Source organism: Ralstonia sp. R-29, from assembly GCF_049913345.1.
Taxonomy (GTDB): domain Bacteria; phylum Pseudomonadota; class Gammaproteobacteria; order Burkholderiales; family Burkholderiaceae; genus Ralstonia.
Window position 1 is genome coordinate 1,066,304 of record NZ_CP184377.1, and the last position, 13,440, is coordinate 1,079,743.

Sequence of the window (13,440 nt, forward strand, 5' to 3'; positions counted from 1 at the left end):
TCTCGCACCAAAAACGGCTGGACGATGTCCAGCCGTTTTTTTGTTTACACTGCGTCGCGAGTTCTTCTCGTTACGTCTTCGCGCCCCATCATGAGCCGCCTGTTTGAGCAAAACCGCATCGCCGTCGTCTGGGATTTCGACAAGACGCTGATCCCGCGTTACATGCAAGTGCCGCTGTTCGAGCGCTTCAATATCGCCGAGCAGGGTTTCTGGGATGAGGTGGAAACGGGTTCAAGGGAAATCGAATCGCGTGGTCAGAAGGTCAATCGCGAAACGTTCTACCTGAATGTGCTGTTGCGCCACGTGCGCGATGGGCGAATGGCCGGCCTCAACAACGCGGCGTTGCGCGAACTCGGTGCCGAGCTCGAATTTTTTCCGGGCGTGACGGACTTCTTTGAGCGAAGCAAAGCCTGGGTACGCGACAACGGCGCCTACCAGGCTTTCGATATCAAGCTCGAGCATTACATCGTCAGCACCGGCCTGACGGAGATGATCAAGGGTTCGCCCATTGCCCCGTACATCGACGGCGTGTGGGGCTGCGAATTTCTTGAGGCGCCTGACGCGAATGGCTGCCCCGTCATCTCGGAGGTCATCTACGCCATCGACAACACCACCAAGACGCGTGCGCTGTTCGAGATCAACAAGGGCGTCAACAAGCACCCTGAAGCGGTCAATGTGAACTCGTCGATTGCTGAAGACGAACGCCGCGTGCCGTTCGCCAACATGATCTACGTGGCCGATGGGCCGAGCGATATTCCTGCGTTTTCGGTGGCGCGCAAGGGCGGTGGGCGCACGTATGCGGTCTACAACCCCGAGAGCCCGCGCTCATTCGAGCAGGCCGACAATTTGCGTGCAAGTGCCCGTGTCGATAGCTTTGGTCCCGCTGACTATCGTGCTGGTTCGCAGACCGAGATGTGGCTCAAATTGCATATCGGCAAGATCGCCGACGCCATCGTTCATGGCAAGGATGAAATCTTGCGCGAGACATCGCGCGGCATCCCGCAGCATTTTGTCGAACCGAAGCGCGTTGCGTCGTAATCCTCACCCGATCCGATTCCCATGAAAGCGATTGAAATTACCGAGTACGGTGGCCCCGAAGTGCTGAAGCTCGGCGAGCGCCCGATGCCCGAGGCGAGGGCCGGCGAAGTGCTGATCCGCGTGCGCGCGGCCGGTGTGAATCGGCCAGATGTGTTCCAGCGCACGGGCAACTATCCGGTGCCGCCCGGTGCTTCGGATATTCCGGGGCTGGAGGTGGCGGGGGAAATCGTCAGCGGTGATCTGGCGCACGCCGATAACCGCTACGGCCTGAAGGCGGGCGATCGCGTTTGCGCACTGGTGCAGGGTGGCGGCTATGCGGAGTTCTGTACGGCGCCGTTGGGGCAGGTGCTGCCCGTGCCGGCCGGTCTGTCAGATGTCGAAGCCGCGGCGCTGCCCGAGAACTATTTCACCGTGTGGTCGAACGTGTTCGATCGCGGCTTGTTGGGGCAGGGCGCGCACGGTGCCGGTGAAACGCTGCTGGTGCAGGGCGGTTCCAGCGGCATTGGCACCACGGCGATCCAGATTGCATCCGCCCTGGGCCATCGCGTGTTCGCTACGGCGGGCAGCTCTGACAAGTGCGACGCCTGCGTCGAACTGGGTGCCACGCGTGCAATCAACTATAAGACCGAAGATTTTGTCGAGGTCGTCAAAGCTGAGACGGGGCGGGGCGCCGATGTGGTACTCGATATGGTCGGCGGCAGCTATGTCGCTCGCGAGATTGCCTGCACGGCGGACGATGGCCGCATCGTGCTGATCGCGTTGCTTGGTGGTGCCAAGGCTGAGGTACCGCTGGGCGACATTCTGCGTCGACGCATTACGCTCACGGGTTCGACGCTGCGGCCGCGCCCGGTCGCGTTCAAGGCGGCGATTGCGGCCAATCTGTATGAAAAGGTCTGGCCGCTGCTGGCTTCGGGTCGCATCAAGCCCGTCATCCATGAGGTCATGCCCGCTGCAAAGGCAGCTCAGGCGCACGCCTTGATGGAATCGAGCGCTCACATCGGCAAGATCATGTTGGTTTGGGATTGATTCCAAGACGCCAAAATTGACCCTGTTTTTGCCGCCACGGTAGAATGCCGGGTTTATTTGACAGTCGACCGGGCAAAAACGTGAACGCAAGACCGAAGCTGGTGGTAGGCAACTGGAAGCTGCATGGCAGTCTGAATGCCAATGCAGCACTGCTTGAGCAGATCAAAGCAGCAGGCAAAACCAACGCCACGCTGGCGGTATGTGTGCCGTTTCCGTATCTGGCGCAGTGTCAGTCGTTGCTGACGGGGTCGGTCGTGGGCTGGGGTGCACAAGACGTGTCGGCCGAATCGCGTGGTGCCTTCACCGGCGAAGTGGCTGCGTCGATGCTGTCGGAATTTGGCTGCGGCTACGCGATCGTCGGTCATTCCGAGCGCCGCACGTACCACGGCGAAACTGACGCACAAGTGGCGACCAAGGCCCTGCGTGCGCTGGAACATGGCATCACCCCGATCGTCTGCGTGGGTGAAACGCTCGCCCAGCGTGAAGCCGGGGAGACGGAGCAGGTGGTCGGTCGTCAGCTGGATGCCGTGCTGGAAGCGCTGTCGGTCGAGCAGCTTGGTCGTATCGTCGTCGCCTACGAGCCGGTCTGGGCGATCGGCACCGGCAAGACCGCGACGAGCGAGCAGGCGCAGGCGGTGCATGCGTTCCTGCGCGCGCGCGTTGCTGGCCGTGATGCTGGTGTGGCGCAGCGTTTGTCGATCCTGTACGGCGGCAGCGTGAAGCCGGACAACGCAGCCGAGTTGTTTGCGATGGCGGACATCGATGGCGGTCTGATCGGCGGCGCATCGCTGAAGGCCGAAGATTTCCTGGCGATTGGTCGCGCTTAAGCGGTCGGTCGACGTTGCGGCATGCCGTGGGTATGTCGCTGCAACACATTATTGAGAGAAGCGAAATGGCAATTCTGAAGACTCTGCTGCTGGTGGCACAAATTCTGAGCGCGCTTGGTGTGATCGGCCTTGTGCTGTTGCAGCACGGTAAGGGCGCGGATGTGGGTGCGGCCTTCGGCTCCGGTGCATCGGGCAGCTTGTTCGGTGCTACGGGCTCGGCTAACTTCCTGTCGCGCACGACGGCCGTGCTGGCCACGGTGTTCTTTGTGGCAACGCTGGCACTTACGCTCATCGGTACCAACAAGGGCAGCGTTTCGGCTGGTGTGATGGGTTCGGTTTCGCCTACGGCTCCCGCGGCTTCGGTGCCCGCTGCGTCGGCGCCGGCTGCTCCTGCTGCGGCCTCCGGCCCGGCCGTGCCGAAATAATCGGGTGTAATCATCGTGTGCGCACTGCCGGGATCCTCGGTGCGCCACGAAGCATAAGATTTTTCTTTGTGCATTGAACAAAAGCTTCGCTTTGCGGTAGAATGTGAGGCTTGAAACAATACGGAAAACAGCAAGGGCCCTTGGCCTGATCTGGCTTCCTGATAAAGTTTCTTCCCCCAGCCGACGTGGTGAAATTGGTAGACACGCTATCTTGAGGGGGTAGTGGCGAAAGCTGTGCGAGTTCGAGTCTCGCCGTCGGCACCAATCAAATTTTCGGGGTCTGTTCAACGGGAGTGTTCCGCGCAGGCCCCTCCGCAAGACGACGTGTAGTCGAGGCGTCGTAAGGCTGCGGACCCGGCGCCTTCGATGGGGCGACAAGGCGCCGCCTGCGGGCAGTGCTGTTGCAACCATTCAAAAAGGCGGGCGTCCCTTGAACCTCGAAGCCTATTTCCCCGTTCTGCTGTTCATCGTCGTCGGTGTGGGCCTTGGCCTCGTTCTGATGGCTATCGGCCGAGTTCTCGGTCCGAACAATCCCGATCCTGACAAGCTCTCGCCGTACGAGTGCGGCTTCGAAGCCTTCGAAGACGCGCGCATGAAGTTCGACGTGCGCTATTACCTCATCGCCATCCTGTTCATCTTGTTCGATCTGGAGACCGCGTTCCTCTTTCCGTGGGGCGTGGCGTTGCGCGACATTGGCTGGCCGGGGTTCATTGCGATGGGCATCTTTTTGCTCGAGTTTCTCGTGGGCTTCGTCTACATCTGGAAAAAAGGCGCGCTCGATTGGGAGTGATGTGAAATGGCGATCGAAGGCGTACTCAACGAAGGCTTTGTCACGACGACTGCTGACAAGCTGATCAACTGGACCCGTACCGGGTCGCTCTGGCCGATGACGTTCGGCTTGGCGTGCTGTGCCGTGGAAATGATGCACGCCGGCGCGTCGCGTTATGACCTGGACCGCTTCGGCGTGGTGTTCCGCCCGTCACCGCGCCAGTCCGACGTGATGATTGTGGCCGGCACGCTGTGCAACAAGATGGCACCTGCGCTGCGCAAGGTGTACGACCAGATGGCCGAGCCGCGCTGGGTCATCTCGATGGGCTCGTGCGCCAACGGCGGCGGCTATTACCACTACTCGTATTCTGTCGTGCGTGGCTGCGATCGCATCGTGCCGGTCGACGTGTACGTGCCGGGCTGCCCGCCGACGGCCGAAGCGCTGATCTACGGCATCATCCAGCTGCAGGCCAAGATCCGCCGCACCAACACCATCGCGCGCAAGGCCTGACATGACCGACAAGCTTGCCACCCTGAAAGCCGCGCTGGAAAAGGCGCTCGGCAATCGCGTTCAGAGCCTGACCGAGTCGGTTGGTGAACTCACCCTCGTGGTGAAGGCCGCCGACTATCTTGACGTCATGCGTACGCTGCGCGACGACGCATCCCTCAAATTTGAACAGCTGATGGACCTGTGCGGCGTCGACTACGCCGACTATGGTGACGGCGCCTGGAACGGCCCCCGTTTTGCCGCCGTGTCGCACCTGCTGTCGATCACCTACAACTGGCGTGTGCGTGTGCGCGTGTTCGCACCGGACGATGATCTGCCGGTGGTGTCGTCTGTGACCACGATCTGGAATTCCGCCGACTGGTTCGAGCGCGAAGCATTCGACCTGTATGGTCTGGTGTTCGAAGGCCATCCGGACCTGCGCCGCATCCTGACCGACTACGGCTTCATCGGCCACCCGTTCCGTAAGGACTTCCCGGTGTCGGGCTACGTTGAAATGCGTTACGACCCGGTGCAGCGCCGCGTGGTCTACCAGCCGGTGACCATCGAGCCGCGCGAGATTACGCCGCGTGTGATCCGCGAGGATCAATACGGTGGTCTGAAGCACTGAAGGGCGCCCGATCATGGCAGATATCAAGAACTACACCCTGAACTTCGGCCCGCAGCACCCGGCCGCACACGGCGTGCTGCGCCTGGTGCTTGAGCTGGACGGCGAAGTCATTCAACGTGCGGATCCGCACATCGGTCTGCTGCATCGTGCGACTGAGAAGCTCGCCGAGCAGAAGACCTGGATTCAAAGCGTCCCCTACATGGACCGTCTCGACTACGTGTCGATGATGGTCAACGAGCACGCCTATGTGATGGCCATTGAGCGCCTGCTGGGCCTCGAGGTGCCGCTGCGCGCGCAGTACATCCGCGTCATGTTCGACGAGATCACGCGGATCATGAACCACCTGATGTGGATCGGTTCGCACGCGCTGGACGTGGGTGCGATGGCGGTGTTCCTGTACGCCTTCCGCGAGCGCGAAGACCTGTTCGATATGTACGAAGCGGTGTCGGGCGCGCGTATGCACGCGGCTTACTACCGTCCGGGTGGCGTCTATCGCGATCTGCCTGACACGATGCCGCAATACAAGGCATCCAAGGTGCGCAACGAGAAGGCCTTGGCCGCTCTGAACGAAACGCGTTCGGGTTCGCTGCTGGACTTCATCGAAGACTTCACCAATCGCTTCCCGAAGTATGTCGACGAGTACGAAACGCTGCTGACCGACAACCGGATCTGGAAGCAGCGTCTGGTCGGTATCGGCGTGGTGAGCCCGGAGCGTGCGCTCAACAAGGGCTTCTCGGGTGCCATGCTGCGTGGCTCGGGTATCGCCTGGGACGTGCGCAAGAAGCAGCCGTACGAAGTGTACGACCGCATGGATTTCGACATCCCGGTGGGCGTGAACGGGGATTGCTACGACCGGTATCTGGTGCGCGTAGAAGAAATGCGCCAGAGCAACCGCATCATCCGTCAATGCATCGAGTGGCTGCGCAAGAACCCGGGGCCGGTGATCACCGATAACCACAAGGTGGCGCCGCCGTCGCGCGTGGACATGAAGACCAACATGGAAGAGCTGATTCACCACTTCAAGCTCTTCACGGAAGGGATGCACGTGCCCGAAGGCGAGGCGTACGCCGCCGTCGAGCATCCGAAGGGCGAGTTCGGCATCTACGCGATCTCGGACGGCGCTAACAAGCCGTACCGTTTGAAGATTCGTGCACCGGGCTTCGTCCACTTGGCTGCGCTGGATGAAATGGCCAAGGGCCACATGATCGCCGACGCTGTGACGATCATCGGTACGCAAGACATCGTGTTTGGCGAGATCGACCGCTGAACCCGCAGAAAACAACGGTTTGACGCGCTGGCAAGCGCGGCTGTGAAACGAGGACGCACGCCGGGGTAAGGCAGTCAGGCAATACGCCCCGCGTCCCGCACCAATTGCAACGAACATGCTATCCGCAGAAGCTCTCAAGGAAATCGACCGGGCGGTCGCGAAATATCCCGCCGACCAGAAGCAGTCCGCCGTGATGGCGGCGCTGGCGGTTGCGCAGAGCGAGAAAGGCTGGGTCTCGCCCGAAGTCATGCAGTTTGTGGCCGAGTACCTCGAAATGCCGCCGGTGTGGGTCGAGGAAGTGGCGACGTTCTACAACATGTACGACACCAAGCCGGTGGGCCGCTTCAAGCTGTCGGTGTGCACGAACTTGCCGTGCGCCTTGTCGGGCGGCGAGCGCGCAGCTGACTACCTCAAGAAGAAGCTGGGCATCGGTTTCAACGAGACGACTGCCGACGGCAACTTCACGCTGAAGGAAGGCGAGTGCATGGGCGCGTGCGGTGATGCACCGGTCATGATCGTCAACAACACCAATATGTGCAGCTTCATGAGCAACGAGAAGCTCGACGCGCTGATCGCCGATCTGCAGGCGAAGGCGTCCAACGGAGCAGGCAAGTAAATGACCTCCCTGCACGATCGACACATCCAGCCGTTGATTCTCGCTGGCCTGAACGGCGACAACTGGCACCTTGAAGACTACGTCAAGCGCGGCGGCTATCAGCAGCTCAAGCGCATCCTGACGGAAAAGATTTCTCCTGAACAAGTCATCGCCGACGTGAAGGCCTCGGGCCTCCGTGGTCGTGGCGGTGCGGGCTTCCCGACCGGCCTGAAGTGGAGCTTCATGCCGCGCCAGTTCCCGGGCCAGAAGTACCTGGTCTGCAACACGGACGAGGGCGAGCCGGGCACGTTCAAGGATCGCGACATCATTCGCTACAACCCGCACGCGCTGATCGAAGGCATGGCCATCGGCGGCTACGCGATGGGTATCACCGTGGGTTACAACTACATCCACGGCGAGATCTGGAACGAATACAAGATTTTCGAGCAGGCGCTGGAAGAAGCGCGTGCTGCCGGCTTCCTGGGTGACAACATCCTCGGCTCCGGTTTCAACTTCCAGCTGCATGCGCACCATGGTTATGGCGCGTACATCTGCGGCGAGGAAACCGCGCTGCTCGAATCGCTGGAAGGCAAGAAGGGCCAGCCGCGCTTCAAGCCGCCGTTCCCGGCCAGCTTCGGCCTGTACGGCAAGCCGACCACGATCAACAACACCGAGACGTTTGCCGCAGTGCCGTTCCTGCTGTCGATCGGTCCGGACAACTACCTGAAGATGGGCAAGCCGAACAACGGCGGCTCGAAGATCTTCTCGGTGTCCGGCGACGTGGAGCGCCCGGGTAACTACGAGATTCCGCTGGGCACGCCGTTCTCCAAGCTCCTCGAGCTGGCCGGCGGCATGCGCGGTGGCAAGAAGCTCAAGGCGGTCATCCCGGGTGGCTCGTCGGCGCCGGTTGTGCCGGCGGACCTGATGATGGCCTCCGACATGGACTACGACTCGATCGCCAAGGCTGGCTCGATGCTGGGCTCGGGCGCCGTGATCGTGATGGACGAAACGCGCTGCATGGTGAAGTCGCTGCTGCGCCTGTCGTACTTCTACTTCGAGGAGTCGTGCGGCCAGTGCACGCCGTGCCGTGAAGGTACCGGCTGGCTGTACCGCGTGGTCGATCGCATTGAGCACGGCAAGGGCCGCCAGGAAGACCTGGACCTGCTCAACAACGTGGCCGAGAACATCATGGGCCGGACCATCTGCGCGCTCGGCGACGCCGCCGCGATGCCGGTCCGCGGCATGCTCAAGCACTACTGGGATGAGTTCGCGTATCACGTCGAACACAAGCAGTGCATGGTGCCCACCTACATTTAAGCGTGGCAGAACATGGTTGAAATCGAAATCGATGGCAAGAAGGTCGAGGTTGCCGAAGGCAGCCTAGTGATGGAGGCGGCTCGCCAGACGGGCACCTACATTCCTCACTTCTGCTATCACCGCAAACTGTCGGTCGCGGCTAACTGCCGGATGTGCCTGGTCGAGGTCGAGAAGGCGCCCAAGGCGTTGCCGGCCTGTGCCACGCCTGTTACTGCGGGCATGAAGGTCTTCACCAATTCTGAGAAGGCGGTGAAGGCACAGAAGTCCGTCATGGAATTCCTGCTGATCAATCACCCACTGGATTGCCCGATCTGCGATCAGGGTGGCGAGTGTCAGCTGCAGGATTTGGCCGTCGGCTATGGCAAGTCCGAATCGCGCTACAAGGAAGAAAAGCGTGTGGTGTTCCACAAGAACGTGGGCCCGCTGATCTCCATGGAAGAAATGACGCGCTGCATTCACTGCACGCGTTGCGTCCGCTTCGGCCAGGAAGTCGCCGGCGTGATGGAACTGGGCATGCTCAACCGCGGTGAGCATTCCGAGATCACGACGTTCGTTGGCCAGACCGTTGACTCCGAGCTGTCGGGCAACATGATCGACCTGTGCCCGGTCGGTGCGCTGACCAGCAAGCCGTTCCGTTACTCGGCTCGCACGTGGGAACTGGCGCGCCGCAAGTCGGTGTCGCCGCACGACGGCCTGGGCGCCAATGTGATCGTCCAGACCAAGAATCAGCGCGTGATGCGCGTGCTGCCGCTGGACAACGAGGCCATCAACGAATGCTGGCTGTCCGACAAGGACCGCTTCGCCTATGAAGGTCTGAACAGCGACGACCGTCTGACCCAGCCGATGCTCAAGCAAGGCGGTCAGTGGAAGGCGGTGGACTGGACCACGGCGCTCGAATACGTGGCCAACGGCCTGAACAACATCAAGCGTGACCATGGCGCCGAGCAGATTGGTGCACTGGCCAGCCCGCACAGCACGCTGGAAGAGCTGTTCCTGCTGCAAAAGCTGGTGCGCGGCATCGGCAGCGACAACGTCGATTTCCGTCTGCGCCAGTCTGACTTCTCGGTCAAGCCGACGGGTGCTCCGTGGCTGGGTATGCCGATCGCCGATGTGTCGCTGCTGCAGCGCACGCTGGTAGTGGGCGCCTTCCTGCGCAAGGATCACCCGCTGCTGGCAGCGCGTCTGCGCCAAGCCAGTAAGAAGGGTTCGCAGCTGAATGTGATCGGCGCCGGCGGCGAAGATCTGCTGATGCCGGCCACGCAACTGCTGGGTGCGCCGTCGCAATGGCTGTCGCTGCTGGCCGAAGTGGCCGTGGCAGTTGCAGCGGCGAACAACGCCGCGCGTCCGGCTGGTACTGACGGTATCGAAGCGGGCGACGTTGCCAAGCGCATCGCCGCTAGCTTGGCTTCGGGCGAGCGCAAGGCTGTGTTCCTTGGCAACGCTGCCGTGGCACACCCGCAATTCTCGCAACTGCACGCGCTGGCCCAGTGGGTTGCGCAGCAGACCGGCGCGACGCTGGGCTTCCTGACCGAAGCCGCGAACACCGTCGGGGGCTACATTGCCGGCGCACTGCCGCAAGGCAACGGTTTGGACGCTGCTGCCATGCTGGCGCAGCCGCGTCGCGCTTACGTGTTGCTGGGCGCCGAGCCCGAGTTTGATACGGCCAACCCGGCGCAAGCGCGTGCTGCCCTGGACCAAGCTGACACCGTGGTCGTGCTGGCCCCGTTTGCGTCGCGCGCTGCGCTCGAATACGCAGACGTGCTGTTGCCGACCGCGCCGTTCACCGAAACCTCGGGCACTTTCGTCAACTGCGAAGGCCTGCCGCAGAGCTTCAGCGGTGTCGTGCGCAGCCTGGGCGATTCGCGCCCGGCGTGGAAGGTGCTGCGCGTGCTGGGTAACCTGCTGAACGTGTCGGGTTTCGATTACGACACGTCCGAAGTCGTGCGTGACGAGGTGCTGGCCAAGCCGGTTGCCGAGCGTTTGTCGAATGTGACGACTGCGCAAACTGCGGCTTCGACTGCTGCCGCGGCTGGTGTCGAGCGCCTGGCTGATGTGCCCATCTACCACGCTGATCCGATCGTGCGCCGTGCAGGTTCGCTGCAACTGACTGCCGCTGCGCGCGCAGCGGTTCGCGCAAGCCTGTCGGCGGACGTGTTCGCGCAACTGGGTCTGGCTAGCGGCGATGCCGTTCGCGTGACGCAAGGGCAGGGCAGCGTGGTACTGCCGGCGGTGCTGGATAAATCGCTGGCAGCTGGCGTGATCCGCGTGCCGGCCGCAACCGAAGCATCGGCTCAGTTGGGTGCGATGTTCGGAGCGGTAAGCGTTGAGAAGGTTGAATCGTCCGCGCTGGCGGCGACGGTGTAAGGGTCAACATGATCGAGTCGATTACTTCTTTCGGCGCGTCCACGTTTGGTGGCTGGTGGCCGCTGATCTGGACGCTGGTGCGTGCGGTTTGCATCATCGTGCCGCTGCTGTTGTGCGTGGCTTATCTGATCCTGTGGGAGCGCAAGCTCATCGGGTGGATGCACGTGCGTCTGGGCCCGAACCGCGTGGGCCCGTTGGGCCTGCTGCAGCCGATTGCCGACGTGCTCAAGCTGCTGCTCAAGGAAGTCATGGTGCCGAGCGCGGTCAGCCGCGGCATGTACATCATCGCGCCGCTGATGGTGCTGATGCCGGCTGTGGCGATCTGGGCGGTGGTGCCGTTCCAGGCCGAAGCGGTGGTGTCGAACATCAACGCCGGCTTGCTGTATGTGATGGCGATCAGCTCGGTGGGTGTGTATGGCGTGATCCTGGCTGGCTGGGCCTCGAATTCCAAGTACGCGTTCCTGGGTGCGATGCGCGCCTCGGCACAGATGATTTCGTACGAAATCGCCATGGGCTTTGCGCTCGTGACGGTGCTGATGGTGACGGGCAGCCTGAACCTGTCGGACATCGTCAACTCGCAGAACCGCGGCTTCTTTGCTGACCACGGTGTGAACATCCTGTCGTGGAACTGGCTGCCGCTGCTGCCGATGTTCGGCGTGTACTTCATTTCGGGCGTGGCGGAAACCAACCGCCATCCGTTCGACGTGGTGGAAGGCGAGTCGGAAATCGTGGCCGGTCACATGATCGAATACTCGGGCATGGCGTTCGCGCTGTTCTTCCTGGCCGAGTACATCAACATGATCGTCATCTCGGCGATGACGGCTACGATGTTCCTGGGCGGCTGGGCCTCGCCGATCGATGCGCCGGTGTTCAACTGGATCCCGGGTTTCTTCTGGCTGCTGATCAAGGTCTTCCTGCTGCTGTCGGTCTTCATCTGGCTGCGCGCATCGTTCCCGCGCTATCGCTATGACCAGATCATGCGCTTGGGCTGGAAGATCTTCATTCCGCTCACTGTGGGTTGGCTTGTTGTTGTTGCCATCTGGATCGTGTCACCGTGGAACATTTGGAAGTAACGGGACAATAGGAAGCCACCATGTTGCTTGCCATCAAGGAATTCTTTAACAGCCTCCTCCTGAAGGAACTCTTCAAGGGGCTGGCGTTGACCGGGCGCTACCTGTTTGCGCGCAAGATCACCGTGCTCTTCCCGGAAGAGAAGACGCCGCTGTCGCCGCGTTTCCGCGGTCTGCACGCGTTGCGTCGCTATCCGAACGGGGAAGAGCGCTGCATCGCGTGCAAGCTGTGCGAAGCCGTGTGCCCGGCCCTGGCCATCACGATCGAGTCCGATCAGCGTGACGACGGCACCCGCCGCACCACGCGCTACGACATCGATCTGACCAAGTGCATTTTCTGCGGCTTCTGCGAAGAGGCTTGCCCGGTGGACGCCATCGTCGAGACGCACATCCTGGAATACCACGGTGAGAAGCGAGGTGACCTGTATTTCACCAAGGACATGCTGCTGGCCGTGGGCGACCGCTTCGAGCCGGAAATCGCGGCAAACAAGGCGGCCGACGCAAAGTACCGCTGATTCAATCCGTCCGCCGAGCAGTTGGCGGGGGGCGGTGCAGTTGACATCCCGGTTGGATAACGGCTCCTCGTGAGCCAACCAGTTGCGGCAGCCTCGTGCTGCCTCGACTTTGGACAAGCGCGTGCCGCCAAATGGCCCGCGCCAGGATCATGGAAATCACGACGATCATCTTCTACAGTTTCGCGCTCGTGCTCGTGCTCGCAGCGCTGAAGGTCATCACCGCGAAGAATCCGGTGCACGCGGCGCTGTTCCTCGTGCTCTCGTTCTTCACTGCGGCGGCGATCTGGATGCTGCTCAAGGCAGAGTTCCTCGCCATTACGCTGGTGCTGGTCTACGTGGGGGCGGTGATGGTGCTGTTCCTGTTCGTGGTGATGATGATCGATATCGACATCGAGCATCTGCGCCGCGATTTCTGGACGTATGTGCCAATGGCGGCGTTTGTCGGCGTGGTGATCATCCTGGAAATGGCCGTCGTGCTGACCAAGACGTTCATGGGTCGCACTCAGCCTGTGCAGGAGTTGCCCAAGGGTTTTACCGGCCCGAACACCCAGGCGCTCGGCAAGCTTATCTATACCGATTACATCTACGCCTTTGAAGTGGCGGGCGTGGTGCTGCTGCTGGCGATCGTCGCTGCCGTGGCGCTGACCCTGCGCCGCCGCAAGGACAACAAGAGCCAGAAGCCGGCCGAGCAGATCCGCGTACAACGCAAGGACCGCGTGCGCCTGGTTTCGATGCCGGCGGAAAAGGCGGCAGGCGCAGCTTCGGCTGAATCCAAGAGCTGAGCCCCGGGAGAATCCATATGTCATCGCTATCCCTTGCCCATTACCTCGTGCTCGGCGCGGTGCTGTTTGCCATCAGCATCGTCGGCATCTTCCTGAACCGCAAGAACGTGATCGTGCTGCTGATGGCGATCGAGCTGATGCTGCTTGCGGTCAACATGAACTTCGTCGCGTTCTCCCATTATCTGGGCGACCTGGCGGGGCAAGTGTTCGTGTTTTTCATCCTGACGGTGGCCGCGGCGGAATCCGCGATTGGTCTCGCCATCTTGGTGGTGCTGTTCCGTAATCTGGACACCATCAACGTTGACGACCTGGACAGCCTGAAGGGCTGATC

General features: G+C 61.6%; 15 protein-coding genes and 1 tRNA gene. All 16 read left to right on the forward strand.

Annotated elements, in window-relative coordinates; all coding sequences use genetic code 11:
- Nucleotides 1–90 precede the first annotated feature (90 nt).
- The 16 genes from ACN9M1_RS05015 (at nt 91) to nuoK (ending at nt 13,438) form a co-directional block, all read left to right on the forward strand.
- On the forward strand, nt 91–1,038 hold the full coding sequence (locus ACN9M1_RS05015) for an HAD family hydrolase (protein ID WP_426397912.1): 948 nt from the start codon (nt 91–93) through the stop codon (nt 1,036–1,038).
- A 21-nt stretch (nt 1,039–1,059) separates the two neighbouring features.
- Nucleotides 1,060–2,064 (forward strand): NAD(P)H-quinone oxidoreductase, encoded by a 1,005-nt coding sequence (locus ACN9M1_RS05020; protein ID WP_426397914.1) that lies wholly within the window; start codon nt 1,060–1,062, stop codon nt 2,062–2,064.
- An 80-nt stretch (nt 2,065–2,144) separates the two neighbouring features.
- On the forward strand, nt 2,145–2,891 hold the full coding sequence (gene tpiA, locus ACN9M1_RS05025; protein WP_426397916.1) for a triose-phosphate isomerase: 747 nt from the start codon (nt 2,145–2,147) through the stop codon (nt 2,889–2,891).
- A gap of 65 nt (nt 2,892–2,956) precedes the next feature.
- The gene (gene secG, locus ACN9M1_RS05030) at nt 2,957–3,316 is read left to right on the forward strand and encodes a preprotein translocase subunit SecG (protein ID WP_426397917.1); all 360 of its coding nucleotides are present in this window, start codon (nt 2,957–2,959) and stop codon (nt 3,314–3,316) included.
- A gap of 179 nt (nt 3,317–3,495) precedes the next feature.
- Nucleotides 3,496–3,580, forward strand: a tRNA-Leu gene (locus ACN9M1_RS05035).
- Between the two features lie 166 nt (nt 3,581–3,746).
- On the forward strand, nt 3,747–4,106 hold the full coding sequence (locus ACN9M1_RS05040; RefSeq protein ID WP_426397919.1) for an NADH-quinone oxidoreductase subunit A: 360 nt from the start codon (nt 3,747–3,749) through the stop codon (nt 4,104–4,106).
- A gap of 6 nt (nt 4,107–4,112) precedes the next feature.
- Nucleotides 4,113–4,595, forward strand: coding sequence for a NuoB/complex I 20 kDa subunit family protein (locus ACN9M1_RS05045; protein ID WP_004630808.1), 483 nt, complete (start codon nt 4,113–4,115; stop codon nt 4,593–4,595).
- 1 nt (nt 4,596) lies between these two features.
- Entirely contained in the window at nt 4,597–5,199 is a 603-nt protein-coding gene (locus ACN9M1_RS05050; RefSeq protein WP_426397921.1) for an NADH-quinone oxidoreductase subunit C, read from the forward strand.
- 13 nt (nt 5,200–5,212) lie between these two features.
- Nucleotides 5,213–6,466 (forward strand): NADH-quinone oxidoreductase subunit D, encoded by a 1,254-nt coding sequence (locus ACN9M1_RS05055; protein WP_426397923.1) that lies wholly within the window; start codon nt 5,213–5,215, stop codon nt 6,464–6,466.
- Between the two features lie 115 nt (nt 6,467–6,581).
- Nucleotides 6,582–7,082 carry an NADH-quinone oxidoreductase subunit NuoE gene (nuoE, locus tag ACN9M1_RS05060; protein WP_426397925.1) on the forward strand — a complete coding sequence of 167 codons (501 nt, stop codon included), beginning with the start codon at nt 6,582–6,584 and terminating at the stop codon, nt 7,080–7,082.
- On the forward strand, nt 7,083–8,378 hold the full coding sequence (nuoF, locus tag ACN9M1_RS05065; RefSeq protein WP_426397926.1) for an NADH-quinone oxidoreductase subunit NuoF: 1,296 nt from the start codon (nt 7,083–7,085) through the stop codon (nt 8,376–8,378).
- A gap of 12 nt (nt 8,379–8,390) precedes the next feature.
- Nucleotides 8,391–10,742 (forward strand): NADH-quinone oxidoreductase subunit NuoG, encoded by a 2,352-nt coding sequence (gene nuoG, locus ACN9M1_RS05070; protein ID WP_426397928.1) that lies wholly within the window; start codon nt 8,391–8,393, stop codon nt 10,740–10,742.
- Nucleotides 10,743–10,750: 8 nt separating this feature from the next.
- A complete protein-coding gene (nuoH, locus tag ACN9M1_RS05075) occupies nt 10,751–11,815 on the forward strand; it encodes an NADH-quinone oxidoreductase subunit NuoH (protein ID WP_426397930.1) in 1,065 nt (354 codons plus the stop codon).
- Between the two features lie 20 nt (nt 11,816–11,835).
- Nucleotides 11,836–12,327, forward strand: coding sequence for an NADH-quinone oxidoreductase subunit NuoI (gene nuoI / locus ACN9M1_RS05080; RefSeq protein ID WP_003261939.1), 492 nt, complete (start codon nt 11,836–11,838; stop codon nt 12,325–12,327).
- Nucleotides 12,328–12,476: 149 nt separating this feature from the next.
- On the forward strand, nt 12,477–13,109 hold the full coding sequence (locus ACN9M1_RS05085) for an NADH-quinone oxidoreductase subunit J (RefSeq protein WP_426397933.1): 633 nt from the start codon (nt 12,477–12,479) through the stop codon (nt 13,107–13,109).
- Nucleotides 13,110–13,126: 17 nt separating this feature from the next.
- Nucleotides 13,127–13,438: an NADH-quinone oxidoreductase subunit NuoK gene (nuoK, locus tag ACN9M1_RS05090; RefSeq protein WP_021194982.1), complete on the forward strand. Its 312-nt coding sequence runs from the start codon at nt 13,127–13,129 to the stop codon at nt 13,436–13,438.
- Nucleotides 13,439–13,440 lie beyond the last annotated feature (2 nt).

Excerpts from the sequence above, each read along its gene's own strand:
- ACN9M1_RS05015 (WP_426397912.1), top strand. The coding sequence starts at position 91 with ATGAGCCGCCTGTTTGAGCAAAACCGCATCGCCGTCGTCTGGGATTTC.
- ACN9M1_RS05020 (WP_426397914.1), top strand. The coding sequence starts at position 1,060 with ATGAAAGCGATTGAAATTACCGAGTACGGTGGCCCCGAAGTGCTGAAG.
- secG (WP_426397917.1), top strand. The coding sequence starts at position 2,957 with ATGGCAATTCTGAAGACTCTGCTGCTGGTGGCACAAATTCTGAGCGCG.
- ACN9M1_RS05045 (WP_004630808.1), top strand. The coding sequence starts at position 4,113 with ATGGCGATCGAAGGCGTACTCAACGAAGGCTTTGTCACGACGACTGCT.
- ACN9M1_RS05050 (WP_426397921.1), top strand. The coding sequence starts at position 4,597 with ATGACCGACAAGCTTGCCACCCTGAAAGCCGCGCTGGAAAAGGCGCTC.
- ACN9M1_RS05055 (WP_426397923.1), top strand. The coding sequence starts at position 5,213 with ATGGCAGATATCAAGAACTACACCCTGAACTTCGGCCCGCAGCACCCG.
- nuoE (WP_426397925.1), top strand. The coding sequence starts at position 6,582 with ATGCTATCCGCAGAAGCTCTCAAGGAAATCGACCGGGCGGTCGCGAAA.
- nuoF (WP_426397926.1), top strand. The coding sequence starts at position 7,083 with ATGACCTCCCTGCACGATCGACACATCCAGCCGTTGATTCTCGCTGGC.
- nuoG (WP_426397928.1), top strand. The coding sequence starts at position 8,391 with ATGGTTGAAATCGAAATCGATGGCAAGAAGGTCGAGGTTGCCGAAGGC.
- nuoH (WP_426397930.1), top strand. The coding sequence starts at position 10,751 with ATGATCGAGTCGATTACTTCTTTCGGCGCGTCCACGTTTGGTGGCTGG.
- nuoI (WP_003261939.1), top strand. The coding sequence starts at position 11,836 with ATGTTGCTTGCCATCAAGGAATTCTTTAACAGCCTCCTCCTGAAGGAA.
- ACN9M1_RS05085 (WP_426397933.1), top strand. The coding sequence starts at position 12,477 with ATGGAAATCACGACGATCATCTTCTACAGTTTCGCGCTCGTGCTCGTG.
- nuoK (WP_021194982.1), top strand. The coding sequence starts at position 13,127 with ATGTCATCGCTATCCCTTGCCCATTACCTCGTGCTCGGCGCGGTGCTG.